General features: G+C 46.2%; 14 protein-coding genes and 1 tRNA gene. All 15 read right to left on the bottom strand.

The annotated features are described in order from the left end of the window. Window position 1: 1 nt before the first annotated feature. The gene (locus tag PHF32_01415) at window positions 2-826 is read right to left on the bottom strand and encodes a hypothetical protein (protein MDD4559390.1); all 825 of its coding nucleotides are present in this window, start codon (window positions 824-826) and stop codon (window positions 2-4) included. Window positions 827-841: 15 nt separating this feature from the next. Further along, complete coding sequence (gene pgsW, locus PHF32_01410; GenBank protein MDD4559389.1) at window positions 842-1,969, bottom strand: poly-gamma-glutamate system protein; 1,128 nt, start codon at window positions 1,967-1,969, stop codon at window positions 842-844. A 1-nt stretch (window position 1,970) separates the two neighbouring features. Next, a complete protein-coding gene (gene pgsC / locus PHF32_01405) occupies window positions 1,971-2,426 on the bottom strand; it encodes a poly-gamma-glutamate biosynthesis protein PgsC (GenBank protein MDD4559388.1) in 456 nt (151 codons plus the stop codon). After that, complete coding sequence (gene pgsB / locus PHF32_01400; protein MDD4559387.1) at window positions 2,419-3,612, bottom strand: poly-gamma-glutamate synthase PgsB; 1,194 nt, start codon at window positions 3,610-3,612, stop codon at window positions 2,419-2,421. Before pgsB ends, pgsC begins: the two co-directional genes overlap by 8 nt. Before the next feature lie 572 nt (window positions 3,613-4,184). Then, window positions 4,185-5,915 carry a phosphoenolpyruvate carboxykinase (ATP) gene (locus PHF32_01395; protein ID MDD4559386.1) on the bottom strand — a complete coding sequence of 577 codons (1,731 nt, stop codon included), beginning with the start codon at window positions 5,913-5,915 and terminating at the stop codon, window positions 4,185-4,187. 84 nt (window positions 5,916-5,999) lie between these two features. After that, on the bottom strand, window positions 6,000-7,178 hold the full coding sequence (locus tag PHF32_01390) for a pyridoxal phosphate-dependent aminotransferase family protein (protein MDD4559385.1): 1,179 nt from the start codon (window positions 7,176-7,178) through the stop codon (window positions 6,000-6,002). A gap of 10 nt (window positions 7,179-7,188) precedes the next feature. Next, entirely contained in the window at window positions 7,189-8,250 is a 1,062-nt protein-coding gene (locus PHF32_01385; GenBank protein ID MDD4559384.1) for an AI-2E family transporter, read from the bottom strand. Further along, on the bottom strand, window positions 8,237-8,719 hold the full coding sequence (locus PHF32_01380; GenBank protein ID MDD4559383.1) for a cyclic nucleotide-binding domain-containing protein: 483 nt from the start codon (window positions 8,717-8,719) through the stop codon (window positions 8,237-8,239). The genes PHF32_01385 and PHF32_01380 overlap by 14 nt, the downstream gene beginning before the upstream one ends. Before the next feature lie 3 nt (window positions 8,720-8,722). Next, window positions 8,723-9,364 (bottom strand): protein-L-isoaspartate(D-aspartate) O-methyltransferase, encoded by a 642-nt coding sequence (locus PHF32_01375; protein ID MDD4559382.1) that lies wholly within the window; start codon window positions 9,362-9,364, stop codon window positions 8,723-8,725. A 1-nt stretch (window position 9,365) separates the two neighbouring features. Next, window positions 9,366-10,136 carry a 5'/3'-nucleotidase SurE gene (gene surE / locus PHF32_01370; GenBank protein MDD4559381.1) on the bottom strand — a complete coding sequence of 257 codons (771 nt, stop codon included), beginning with the start codon at window positions 10,134-10,136 and terminating at the stop codon, window positions 9,366-9,368. Window positions 10,137-10,146: 10 nt separating this feature from the next. Beyond that, window positions 10,147-10,500 carry a hypothetical protein gene (locus PHF32_01365; protein MDD4559380.1) on the bottom strand — a complete coding sequence of 118 codons (354 nt, stop codon included), beginning with the start codon at window positions 10,498-10,500 and terminating at the stop codon, window positions 10,147-10,149. A 124-nt stretch (window positions 10,501-10,624) separates the two neighbouring features. After that, window positions 10,625-10,712, bottom strand: a tRNA-Leu gene (locus PHF32_01360). Between the two features lie 7 nt (window positions 10,713-10,719). Beyond that, complete coding sequence (gene secG / locus PHF32_01355) at window positions 10,720-11,076, bottom strand: preprotein translocase subunit SecG (protein ID MDD4559379.1); 357 nt, start codon at window positions 11,074-11,076, stop codon at window positions 10,720-10,722. Between the two features lie 291 nt (window positions 11,077-11,367). Beyond that, window positions 11,368-12,108, bottom strand: coding sequence for a transporter substrate-binding domain-containing protein (locus PHF32_01350; protein MDD4559378.1), 741 nt, complete (start codon window positions 12,106-12,108; stop codon window positions 11,368-11,370). Window positions 12,109-12,117: 9 nt separating this feature from the next. Then, the coding region (locus PHF32_01345) for a THUMP domain-containing protein (protein ID MDD4559377.1) at window positions 12,118-13,196 on the bottom strand (1,079 nt) is incomplete at its 5' end.

Below are 13,196 nucleotides of genomic sequence, written 5' to 3'. Positions count from 1 at the left end.
TCTACCTGTTCTTTAGTAGATAGGGACGAGCCATGAACATATGTTCTGATTCTGCCCTCAATTCATATTGGCTACTGCCGTCATTAGCAGGCAAATCAATCTTTTTCCCTATGGTGAGATAGTTTACTCCCTGAGCACTGTATTTCGTGCTGCGAGACAGTCCGAATTCATATTCTTCCACCTTCTTACCGTTGTGCCACAGGCTGAATTTGGGCAAGGTACGGTCTGTAAGCCGGGCACGCACATACACTATACCGTCTTTGGCGTTGTTATGTGTAAAGCGGAATGCCTGTGTACTGTTGAAGGTATAGTATTCGCTGGTTGTGGAATTGTGGGAGATGTCTATCATACCGGCATGAGCATTAATTACCCGGTTTGGCACGGTCACCGGTTTCACTTTTGGTATGATCTTTTCCATCTCGTAAGCACGTAAATATATGCTGCGTTGATAGCAGAGCAATTCGATTTTTTCAGCACCTTCGGGGATCTCAAATTCGATATTGTTATAGATGTAGTATCCATCCAAGCGCTGGTTCAAGCTTAGTTCAAAGGGAATGCGATCTTTGCCGACCAGGATAAAAATCTGCGGTTTACGGAGGTTTTCTATGCTGAAACTGCGGATTTGGATGCGCTCAATTCCTTCGGTTCTCAGCGTCATGGTCTTTTCGGGCAGACTGCGATAAAACCAATGCTTAGCGTCTTCAAAATTGCGGATTCTACGGCTGCCGGGATTCTCAAAATCCATGATGCGGGTGCGATAATTTTGCCCAAAAGCTGTTAACGCCATGAGGCAAAAGAGGATCAGGAAGCTGATTTTCTTTGTCATTTATATAAAAGTCTCCTATAACTCGTCGTCCGGATCCACGATGTTTGCCATAAAACGTCTATCGTGGCGGTCAAAGATGATTACCAAGATGATGGCCAGTATCAATAGTGCAAGACAGATCGAAGCGACAGTAACATTCAGAATGGTAGAGCTGAATACCGATCCTTCTCCTGGAACTGGTTTTCTCTCCATAGTAAGGTGAAGGTTGTACTTGTCAGCCCATCTCAGAATACGGCGAATATGAAGTACGGGTACGTTTTGCTTTGCCATCTTCATCATTACGCCTTCTATCTCAAAATCGCGTTCGGCCAGCTTTGTGTTCAGTCCTTCAGGGATCAACCGGGCATTGGGTTCACTGCCTACATTGGCCAAACCTGCACCGATATTTACAAAGAGGCTATAGCGGTTGGTATCTCCCAAAAGCTCTTCATAAGCTTTCATGTGCAAGTCTATGTTGTCATTCAAACTTGAACCCAGCAACAGCGGTACTCCGTTTCTGCTCATGGCTTCCCGAAGAGATTGGAGACCGAAGTCCGACAGACCGATACCGCGGTCTTCACTGCCGCCGATGGAAGCATATTTGCTGCTAAACTTCAGTAGTCCATTATCCTTCAAAATCCTTTCCATATCCAGCCATGTCATTTCCTCACGGTTGGCTCCGTAGGAGGCTGAAGAAAGCGATACGATGATCTGCGGGTCCAATTCCAGAACGCTGATAGCGGCGTATAACGCCAAGTTTACTGCCGGGTTGCTGCCTGTGATACCTACGGCTATCTTGTCGCCTTTTTTGACACGGGATAGTTCTTCCACAAATATGGCAGCGATATTGGGATTGATAGCAGCTTGTTTCTCCGAAAGCAGACCCCGGTCTGTAGTGATGGAAGAAAGCCGCTGACCAATCAAACCGCTGTGGAAAGGATCGTTGATGGGATCGATCTCAATACCGCGAGCCATAATCTCTGTTTCCAGGATGTCCAGATAATCCTGCATCAGATTGACTGCGGCCAGTTTCTCTTCATAATTGTCGGTGCGAATCTCCACATAGTTGTTACTGGCTATAAGATACAGAACCACAGATAACACAAAGAGCATTATCAGTGACCAGCCGGATTTCAGGTTGGGACGGTACATTCTGTGATTCATCTTAGACCTCCCCGCCAAATATCACAATCAACAATAGTTTCACCAATACCGCAGCGATGGTTATTGTAGAAAGAGTCTTCCAAAATCCCTGACGCTCAAACCAGTTTGCGATCAAGCCGGGGATGATATATCCGATAGATTGCATTTGCAATTGGTGAATAGTAAGTTCATGAAAAACCAAAAGTCTGGAAGCCCAGCCCAGGATGAATCCGATCAATATGCTTAGTACCATTCTGCGTTTGCCAAAGAGCAGGGTAAATCTTCCCACCAAACGGATGATCCCCCAAGTAAGCAAACTGATAACCAAGGTACCCAATATCTGCATTGGTTTGTCTAAATAGAGCGCAATATAGCCGGGGACTACAATTCCGCCAGCAGATGCTCCCAACAATTCAGAAAAGATCAGACTAATGATAACGCCGAGTCCTACTGCGGCTTGTACTACTGCATCAACCACGACCAGCTCCTTTATTTACTTTTGCTATTTTATGTTTGAAATGCGCCACTATCTGAGCGCCATATTTGACCTCACCGGCTATATTCCCGATTCCCAAGACATGAGATTCCTTTTGGGTTAGATCCCAAACTTTTTGGTAGATATCTTCGGTGAGTGGTTGCCCCATTGCAAATAGCTTGTCTTTGGGAATGCCATGACTTAGAGCATAATTCTCTACCTTTTCAGGAATCTCTCCGGTAAGTAATACATAATCATATTTCACTTGCGATAGAGCGTCGATAAGCTGCTGAGATCGGAATAGACGATCCGCACGGGAATTCACGATTATTATAGTTTGCTCACCGTTCAAATTGCCGGTAACCATGTTAATAATATAGACTGTGGATTCCGGATCGTTTGCGGCGAAGACATTGTAAAAATGGATGTCTTTTCCCCTGTCTTCAATCAAGTACTTTTTCAGAGCGCCCGGATCCGGATTTGCGCTCTGCATTCCAGCGAGAGCCACATCCCGGGGTACTCCGGCTTCAGCACATACTGCCAAAGCAAGCTGAACGTTTTCTTTGTGCTCAATATAACGGAATCTGCTCATCTCTTCGTCTGTGACATCAGTGGGTAATATCTTGTGAATCTTGGTGTTACGGCTTTCAGCTACTTTTTTCAGAATGTGAAACTGGCTGTTTTCTGCCGTATAACACACTCCACCCACCGGAATCGAATTCGATAGGCTCATGGTGACACTTTGTACAGTTCCGCCCATCAGATCCAAATGATCGGGACGGCTGTTTGTTATTACCGAAATTGTGCTTTTTACAAACTTGCGTTCAGTAATCCATTGGAATACTGGATTCACAGCCATACATTCGATTACAATCGCATCGGGCTTTTCACTTGCAGCATAGCGGAAGATATATTTCTGCTCGATGATGTTCGCCCCTTGCAAGCGAATGATGGCGGCCTCTCTGCCATCGGGGAGCACTACTCGGGGTAAAGTTCCGGTAATCTTGGCGATGGTCTTTTTGCCCCCGGCACGCAAGCCAGCGGCAATCAACCTTGTAACGCTGGATTTTCCTCTGGTGCCGTTCACATGGATTCGCACAGGGATAGCCAGTACTTTATGCACATGTCTGCGATACTCCAATATCCAATGCAAGATCAGGATAATGGTCGCAATGATCAGTATTGTCATCTATTCCTCATAGTAGAAATGTCTGATTACGCTACTACTCTCGCTCATTTCGGGGTAGTATAACCTAAAGAATGTAATGGAGCAATATCCATTCCACTAGCAGGAAAATATCCTTTTCTTTTCAGAACTGATCGAAGATGCCTGTATAAACAAATCCCGGTTCTCTCCCTCTTGATCTTCGAAGGATGAAGCTGTTATAATCGGGTAATGATCCAGTGGTCACTCGATGATAACGGCTTTATATCTGCTTTGTCACTGCTTGAAGCAGGGAGGAAGGATAGCAAGCAGATGCCGCAGATCAAGCTGATTTACGAAGATTTTTTGTCCAAGTTATGCTTAATCTTGGATAATGCGAATGGATTTCACTAGACCTTACGTATCTTACTGTATACCTATATGTTATACGGTCAAATGGACTTCAATACATGGGGTGGAAACTATGTATTGTCCAAACCATCTCTTAACTTATTTTGACAGAGACAGATGACATAGGTGGCTAGAACTCCAGTGCATTATATGGGTCAATTACAAAAGGCCTTCCACCAGGGAAGGCCTTGTATGATGAGTCTGTATTATGCTTTTATTTGAAGCGCTTTTAGAAGCTCCGCTTGAATTTCAGGACGCTCCTTGAGGTCGCTTTCTCTCAAGAAGTCGATGCGCTGCTGGAATCTGTCTTTCAGAAGGCTGATGTAGTTATCCATATTGCCGCGTTTTGCAGGATTGTAGGTCTCATAATATCCGGGCAAGAGCTTTTCGATTGAATCTTTGGAAGGGATCAACGCACCTGGTAACAGACTCCATTCTTCCCATTCAATCTGATCGGTAAGGATAGCTGTCTGCAGAGTGAGAGAAGTCTTCAACGGGATAGCTTCCAGTTCGCTATCGGAGGTTTTCCAATAACCACGGGAGTTGAAGCAATAGAAATCGGCACCATTATCGGCAACATTCAGAAAAGCTTCCACATCACGATAGAGCTCATAAACACGGAAAGGATTGGCAAATGGCTCGAACACCAGTTTCTTTAATTCATCTTCAGTTACGTTTTCGGCGCGGTTACGCTGAGTCATCAAAGCCGCTCCCATGGAGATTGCGAGATACTTGTTTGTAAGCTTTAATGCGGGAGGTAAAACGCTGTCTTTCATAAGCCATACCAAGGCTTTGGGGAAGGCACAGCGGTTCACATAATTGCCCAGCAGGCTGCGATCCAGAAGTGCACGGCCGTTTTGGTTGCGCAGATCCTGACCCACTGGGATGCGTTTGCCGTCGATATTGAGTATGGCGTGGTTCATCAAGGCAAGAGCATATTTCCAGTCCGGATGGTCGATGGGGCGGGAGTCTGTCTTGTCAAAGAGGGTAGGTTCCCAAGCACGACATACTTTTTGTTCCAAGTCTATCTGGAAAGCATCGTCGTGCAATACTACCTTGGAAAATCCTTTGGGCAGCGTACCAGCGTTATCATGTGAATTTGTGTGGCTGGATTTTCCGGTTCCGGATAGTCCGTAGAATGCAATCGAGCGCTTACCGAATTTGTGATAGGCAGAGTCTTCGCAGGTACTGAAATCAATTTCTTTGATTCCGCCGTGACAAGCAGCCATCCCGATACGGATGCCGGAGGTCCATGCCATGGTAAGGGTTCCCTTTTTGCGTTCGCCAAAGTAGCGCATTCCCAAGTTCACCATCACATTGTGTTTTTCATCAACGAGAGCCAGTTGAGGAGCGCCGACATTGTTGTAGAACGGATCGTCGCAAGTCCATTCATTGAAGGCGATGAGGATGATGTCCTGAATGGGTAGCTTGGGGCTGGCAGCATACTTCTTTGCTACCGACTCATAGGGAGAGAAGTTCAATAGCCAGTTGAATACATTGGCGACGTCACTTTCGGTAGTGATAAAAGTAGCCTTGATCATCACATCCTGATCCATGCCCAACACTGCTTCGGCTTTAATCAGAGGATAGTGTTGCATCTGCCAAACAGCTTCGCGTAGATCACCTTCCAGCTTGTTCTTTTTGCTGGCATCAAGGCGGTGGTAAAAGCGTCTGGCTTTGGCTGTTCTGCCCAGGATGTTTCCATGACAATCGTCCAAGACCTTTGCATCAGCGGGAAGATTGTGCATTTTGACATATTCAGGGTACATCGGAATGTCCGTGACGGTCACACCGGGTTGGTTCTTCGCCATTTCATAGGCTTCTCGAATGTCAATTTTGCGCACTTTGTGGTTGTTCATCAATGTCTCCGCTATTGCGCGAATCGGGGACATCGCTTTTAGATCGCTGTAGTATTCAGCACTGCTCTTGCTTGCCATTATTCCTCCATCTATGGCTGATATTTAGTATCAAGTTTGTTAATTGGCATTTAAAACCTTTATGCTTTCATGTCAAGCAGAGTATTAAATAATTCCCAATTCCTTACCGATCATCCGGAATTTGTCCAGGGCCATATCCAGTTGTTCGCGGGTGTGAGTTGCCATGAAGGAACAGCGGATCAGACAGCCGTTTGGCGGCACTGCTGGGGGAATCACGGGATTTATGAATACACCTTCTTCTCCCAAGCGAGCCCACATTTGGAAGGCACGCATCATGTCGCCCACATATAATGGTATCACAGGAGTACAGCTGGACCCTGTGTCGTATCCCATTGCCTTGAACTCCTGCATCATATAATCGGTATTCTCCCAAAGCTTTGCTATGCGTTCAGGTTCTTCTTCCATAATCTTGAGGGCAGCCAAAACACTGGCCGTAGAAGCAGGAGGAAGCGATGCGCTAAAGATTAAAGCGCGGGATTTATGCTTCAAATAGTGAATCAGCGGCTCATCTGCTGCGATGAATCCACCCACTGAAGCCAAAGATTTGCTGAATGTTCCCATGATGAAGTCGGTCTTTGCCGTCAGGCCAAAATGAGCTGTAGCTCCGGCTCCCTTTTCGCCTAAAACACCCAGAGAATGTGCTTCATCAACCATCAGGATAGCGCCGTATTTATCTGCCAAAGCGGATATTTGGGGCAGATTGGCAATATCACCTTCCATCGAGAATATGCCATCCACAACAATAAGTGCGGATTTACCTCCCAGCTTTTGTAAACAGCGTTCCAGGGAGTTCATGTCATTGTGATTGTAACGCACCATAATGCCGTCCGACAGTTTACAGCCGTCGATGATGGAAGCGTGATCGTATTTATCAGTAACGATATATTCGTTTTTGCCTACCATGGCAGAGATGCAGCCTACGTTTGCCTGATAACCCGTGGGATATGCCAGGGCTGCTTCCTTTCCAACCAGGAGTGCCAATTCTGCTTCCAGCTCCAGATGGATATCCAAAGTGCCGTTCAGGAATCTGGAACCGGCACATCCGCTACCATACTTCTTCATGGCTTGGATGCCGGCTTCCTTCACTTTGGGGTGGTTGGTAAGGCCTAAATAGCTGTTTGAACCCATCATAAGCATTTTTTTACCGTTGCAAATTACTTCGGTGTCCTGCTCGGAGGATATCTCCCTAAAATATGGATAGTAGCCCAAAGCCATGGCTTTACGGGCATCGGTGAAATTGAAACACTTATCCAATATGCTCATCAGTTTCCTCTTATATTATTCGATATACTTTCAAATTCTTATACAACACACTTACTATACTATAGATCAGAAAAACCAGGGGTACGGAAATCAGCATCCATAGTATGCCACCATACCATCCGCCGGCAAGAACAGTAAGCAGTACCAGCAGCGGGTGCATATTTATGGTGGTTCCAACAACTACAGGGTAAACGATATTATTATCTATTACTTGCACAAGCCACATGGCAAAAGCGGCATATACCATCTGCAGGAAAGGGCCACCTGCAAAGAATACGGTGAAGACAGCTAACGCTCCACCAAAGAAGGGTCCGAAATAGGGAATGATATTGGCAAATCCTGCTGAAATACCGATTAACACGGGATTGCTGACCCCTACAATACTCAGTGCTGTGGAAGCCATAATGCTCACGGCAATCACTTCAAACAGCATGGCGCGCAAGTATGTTCCCACAGTTTTATCTATCTTACTCAGCAAAATGATCGCAAGCTCGAAATAGCGGTTTGAACTTAGTCCCAACATACTTCTACGAATCTTGTGCTTGTCTTGTAGTAAGAAAAAGCTGATCAGGGGAACCATTCCAATGAACGAGACGGCGCCGATGATGGAAGAATAATTGTCCAGAAGGAATTTTGGCAGGTAAGCCAAAAAATCTACGGCACTGTCCAATACACTCGTAAGCCAGGTGGCGGCATCCAATCCGGGAATCTGAGCGTCCAGATTGAGGGCATATTCGTAAATACTGTTTACAAATGGAATCTGGATCAGATAATCCACATTCATGACCTCTTCATGACCCAAAATAGCAAGCAGGCTGTTGCCTTGAGCAATCAACTCCGGAATCAGACGGCTGGTAAACCAGGCAAGAATGCCCAGAATGCTAAGGTACAAGGCAATCACTCCCAGCCAACGGGGCCAATGCTTGTATTCCAGCCAGGTAACTGCAGGATCCAGGATATATGTGAAGATCACGGCAAAGATCAAATAGATGAATACCCAGCGGTAAAAGATTAAGCCGGCAACAAACAGAATGCCCAGGATAAGGTTGAAAATCAGCTTAGTCCAATTCATGTTCTTTAGTGCCTGCCAGATCAAATATGAAGTGGCAAAACTCTTGGTTTATGGCAGATAGGATCTTCAATCCTGCTCGAGGCTTCAATTCCACAAACGAGCTAAGATCGGATTTGGAAATCACATGTGCCTCAATATCTGTCTTGGCTGTTGCGGTGCTGCTGCGCTGGTTACCATGGTACATATCCAGGATGCCCAGATGTCCCCCCGGACCTACTGTCTTGTTCAATTTACTGCCGTAGATGCCACTCAGCTCAATCTCTCCGCTTTGCACAAAATAGATCACTTCCAGAGGGTAGCCCTCTTCGTAGATCAATTCGCCAGCTTTGAAACTGCGTGTATGTATCAGCTCATTTAGTAGATATAGCTCAAAATCATTTAAATCTGCAAAAACCTGGTATTGTTTGAGTTCCAGATGTTTGCGAGATGCTGTAAAGCGGTTCTTTAACCATCTGAAGAAGCTGTCCATTTATTACCTCCCACTCCTCACAAGGGGGACAAACGCGCAGGATACGTTCTTTCGATATCTAAGTTCTCCGTTTTCACGATGGATGATGTAAAGAGTTTGAGCTCCGGCTTCACCCACTGGAACTGCCATAATCCCGCCTTCCGCCAGTTGCTCGCACAATCGGGAAGGTACTTCATCAGCAGCGGCAGATACTATAATCTTGTTGAATTCGATGTAGGGGGGATATGCTTGTTGCCAACCCTGCCAGCCATCACCGATGCGGAAATAAAGGTTGCGGAATCCGGCAGCTCTCAGGGTTTTCTGTGCCCTAAGAGAAAGGCCGTCCAAAAGCTCCACCGAACACACTTCTTTTACAATGCTTGCCAAAAGCGCAGTTTGATAACCACTGCCTGTACCAATTTCCAATACGATATCGGCGGGGCTAAGCCTCAGTTCACTAAGCATCAGGGCGATCATAGTCGGCTGAGAGATGGTTTGGGCTTCTAAGATCGGCAGAGGTTGATTGCGATAGGCATATTCACGGTATTCAGGTAACACATAGTCCTCTCTGGGTATCTTGGCAAATGCCTCCAAGACCAAGGGATCGGAAATCCCGGAATTCTTTAGCTTTTTAACCAGTTGCAGCCTCTGATCTTCAAAACGCATTTTAGTGAGTAAACTCCAATAGCTTCTGTGATTCGATCCAGCTCAAGATGGGTGGGAAGGCTTCAGCTTTGTTTAGCTCGAATCCCAAGGGTGTAATGGATATGTAACCGTCGTTTACAGCTTCTGAATCTGTGCCCGGCTCACGATCCCATTGGGGAACATCTCCACCTATTCGATAGCTGAAGCTGTCTTCGGCATCCGATACTATGGAAATAAAATTGTAATACTTACGATGCCCGGTGCGGGTAAGACGAACACCTTTTACATCTTCAAAAGGGATATTGGGGAAATTGACGTTGAGCACTTCATAAGGTTTTGCTAGATTATCGATGCCATGTCCCAGAAGCTTCATGAACCACTTTGTGGCAGAATCGAAGTTTTGGCACTTGTAGGCATTTATGGACAGAGCAATGGCACGCTGACCAAACATGGCAGCTTCCACCGCTGCAGACACAGTGCCAGAATAGAGAACGTCTTCTCCCATGTTTTGCCCGGCATTGATCCCGGAGACTACCAAATCTATCTTGTCTTTAATTATCTTCTGTAAAGCTATTACCACACAATCCACTGGGGTCCCGCCAATCGCCCATTCATTCTTCCCAATACGTGTGGCTGTGATGTCTTTCCTGAGTGTGATGGAGTGAGATGCGGCGCTGCGTTCACTGTCGGGAGCAACAATAATCAGTTCGTGTCCTGCTTCAGCCAAGGCTGCTTGTAAACTGCGGATTCCGGGTGCGTTGATACCATCATCATTTACCAGTAGTATTCTCAATGCATTCTCCTTAGAATAAGATATTCGGTCTGATGAGCATTAGTGCCACTCCAACCGCCAGTATTCCTAATAGCAGTAAGAAAGGCCAAGAGCTGCAGACTATGTGCCAAAGGCTGGGACGCATCCATCTGCGACGGTGCTTTTTGCGGATGTAGTGTGGAGGGCGTTGAATCCGGAATGGCCGGTGTCTGGTTACAGCATCCCGCATACCTAGTTGTGCCTGTGTGAGCCACTTAACATGTGATTTCTCATCCAGGTATGGCTTGTACCCCAAGCTCAAATAGTGGTTTATGCGAGCTTGGCTGAAGCCTTCAACTTCCTGTGGATCAAGCTCTTTAACAATCTTAGTCCGTTTTCTACTCATTTATGCTCCTGTTTTTCTTATCTCTTTTTGGTACAGGCTATTTGTCAAGGGAATTTTAGACTTTGGCTTTGGTATTTCCACCGGTTCAATGTAAAAATAAGCCTCCACTTGGGAGGCTTATTTTTGGTGCAGAAGGCGGGATTTGAACCCGCACACCCGTTACAGGCACAAGATCCTTAGTCTTGCGTGTCTGCCAATTCCACCACTTCTGCGAAAGCTCTATTCGCCCTGAACAGGCTGTGAGGGAGTCTCTGCCGGTGCGGGAACTGCAGCGGGTTCAGCGGGAGCTTCAGTATCAGCAAGTTTGCTTTGACGTTGCTGCACTTCTTCCAGGCTACCACCGCGAAGATCCTTTACCAGAAAAGCAAGCAGGATGCATGATGCGGCAAATACAAGAGCCAGGATCTGAGTCCATTTCTTTAGCATCTGAGACGCACCGCTACCGCCAAACACATTCATTGCAGCTCCACCAAGGTTGGCATCAAGACCACCTTTGGAAGTCTGCGCAAGGATCACCAGCACCAGTACGATGCTGATAATCACATGAATGATCAGGGCTATTGTGTATAAAACCATTTATCTATCCTCAAATTAGTGTTCTATTCTTTACGTTTGAGCACTCAAATTCTGATTGCCGTTTCTGTCAATATTTATTTTAGACAGGACAACTATAACCATAGCTGAAAGCATTAGAAATGCAACCGTTACGTTTCTAGTGGACAACGCTTCTGCTAGAAAAAGATGTGAACCCAATAGCGCAAACACTCCTGCTAGGCTCTGACTGCCCTTGCTTTGTGACACAAAGGCAAAGCCCCATAACGCTGCAGTGCGCAACATCAGCAGGTATGACCCCATCAATTGACGGTATTAGTAGTCAAACCACTTACTGTGGAGTCTGGCTAATTCTCCGTTTGCTTTGATGGTATTGAAAGCCTTCTGCCATTTTTCCACTATCTTTACGTTTGTGATCTTGGATATGGCTATGTAGTAATCTGTAGATAGCAGCTCCAAAACTGGTGTGAAAGTATCCGGTTCCACTTCCGCTTCTCTGCACAATTCCGCCAGAGTGACATCTGTGAATACTGCCAGATCAGCTTGCTTATTTGCCAGAAGCTTTACAGACTGAATCGGATCTTTGTTGCTTACTATGTTTTTGAAGCCAAGCTCCCTGAGGTGTTGTTCTGTAAACCAATTGGTAGTAGTGGCTATGGATTTGTAGGTTTTGGCTTTTTCAACATCATTTGGTACCAACATCCTGTCGCGATGGCAATAGAAGCTTGCCACGTTTGATCCCAGAGGACCTATGAAGTGGAACAATTCTTCCCGCTCCGGAGTCTTGTCCATAGTGAACAAAACTACATTCTCTTCACTAAGGGCTGTGGCATAGGCGTCCTCCCAACTGGTTAGCTGAATGGGAAAATCTGTACCCAGTTCAGCTTGGATGGCATTTACTACATCGGTTCCAAATCCGGTTACTTCCTCATTTTGAATGAAGGTGAGAGGAGGATAGTTTTCAGTGAGAAGCCTGAGCTCTTCCGGTGCTTTGTAGCACGAGCTGATGGTCAGCACTGCGATTACAAGCGATAGACATACAAGTGATTTGTACATTTCTTGCTCCTATGCTGGGCATTTATTTGATTTATTGGCAACACTAGGCCTTATTGAGTTGCGAATTTCAATCTTCGCCAATCTGGAATCCAGATCCCCGTTCTTTATGCTTTTGGACCAATGAGCTCGTAGGCGAAGCTTTGGGATCAATTCCTTTGATCCGCAAAGGATATAGGCTGTGCTTCCTTTGCAATGCTGTTTCAAATAATCGCCCAGTGCAGAGTATAGTATGCCAACGTCATCATGATTTCCCAGACGCACTCCATAAGGGGGATTGCTGAAGATGATGCCGCAAAAATCCCCGGAATAGCTCTCGAAGCGCATGGTCTCAAATTTTACCCGATCTCCAAAGGGTAATAGTCTCAGGTTTTCTTCCGCTGCCCTGATTGCTGTCTCATTGATATCTGATCCTCTGATCAATCCTTGAGGTAATTCACGTATCCCGGCATTTGCCTGCTTCACGACCTCTTGCCACAATCCGGAGTCAAAAGCCGGCATCAGCTCCAGCCTGCTATGATTCCTCAGATAGCCTGCGGGAATCCTGCAATACAGCATCAAAGCTTCCGCCAGGATCGTTCCGCTACCGCACATGGGATCCCACAAGGGCATTTCCTGATCCCAAGAGCCCATTTGGATGATCGCTGCTGCCAGAGTCTCCTGTAGGGGAGCTTCCACAGAGGCTTTCCGATAGCCCCGCTTGTGTAGGCTTTGCCCCAAAATATCCAATGAGATAGTCACTTTATTGTCATGAATATGCAGATTGAAGAGGATGTCCGGCTCTTTGTTTGTGAAAGCAGGACGTTCGCCAAAGCGTTCCCGGAAGTTATCGCAGATTGCATCTTTGAGGATTTGTCCTGCATACAATGAATGTCTGGTGAATGAGTTGCTTACGTTTGTATCGATTCCGAAGCTTTGACTCAGCCCAAACATCGTATGCCAGGGGATATTTTTAAACGCTTGCTGATATAGATATTTGATGCTGTGGCAGTCAAAATGCAGAAGCGGCATCAGCACCCGTTGTATGAGCCGCGCTTCATACAAAATGCGATACAGGCTTTCTTTGCTGCAGCAGAAATGGAGTCCCCGGG

Source organism: Candidatus Cloacimonadota bacterium (assembly GCA_028706475.1).
In the GTDB taxonomy this organism is placed as follows: Bacteria; Cloacimonadota; Cloacimonadia; order Cloacimonadales; family Cloacimonadaceae; genus UBA5456.
This window is presented reverse-complemented; position numbering and strand designations above follow the sequence as displayed.

Bases quoted from the DNA above. Each gene is read 5' to 3' on its own strand.
- PHF32_01415 (MDD4559390.1), bottom strand. From the start codon at position 826: ATGACAAAGAAAATCAGCTTCCTGATCCTCTTTTGCCTCATGGCGTTA.
- pgsW (MDD4559389.1), bottom strand. From the start codon at position 1,969: ATGAATCACAGAATGTACCGTCCCAACCTGAAATCCGGCTGGTCACTG.
- pgsB (MDD4559387.1), bottom strand. From the start codon at position 3,612: ATGACAATACTGATCATTGCGACCATTATCCTGATCTTGCATTGGATA.
- PHF32_01395 (MDD4559386.1), bottom strand. From the start codon at position 5,915: ATGGCAAGCAAGAGCAGTGCTGAATACTACAGCGATCTAAAAGCGATG.
- PHF32_01390 (MDD4559385.1), bottom strand. From the start codon at position 7,178: ATGAGCATATTGGATAAGTGTTTCAATTTCACCGATGCCCGTAAAGCC.
- PHF32_01385 (MDD4559384.1), bottom strand. From the start codon at position 8,250: ATGAATTGGACTAAGCTGATTTTCAACCTTATCCTGGGCATTCTGTTT.
- PHF32_01380 (MDD4559383.1), bottom strand. From the start codon at position 8,719: ATGGACAGCTTCTTCAGATGGTTAAAGAACCGCTTTACAGCATCTCGC.
- PHF32_01375 (MDD4559382.1), bottom strand. From the start codon at position 9,364: ATGCGTTTTGAAGATCAGAGGCTGCAACTGGTTAAAAAGCTAAAGAAT.
- PHF32_01365 (MDD4559380.1), bottom strand. From the start codon at position 10,500: ATGAGTAGAAAACGGACTAAGATTGTTAAAGAGCTTGATCCACAGGAA.
- secG (MDD4559379.1), bottom strand. From the start codon at position 11,076: ATGGTTTTATACACAATAGCCCTGATCATTCATGTGATTATCAGCATC.
- PHF32_01350 (MDD4559378.1), bottom strand. From the start codon at position 12,108: ATGTACAAATCACTTGTATGTCTATCGCTTGTAATCGCAGTGCTGACC.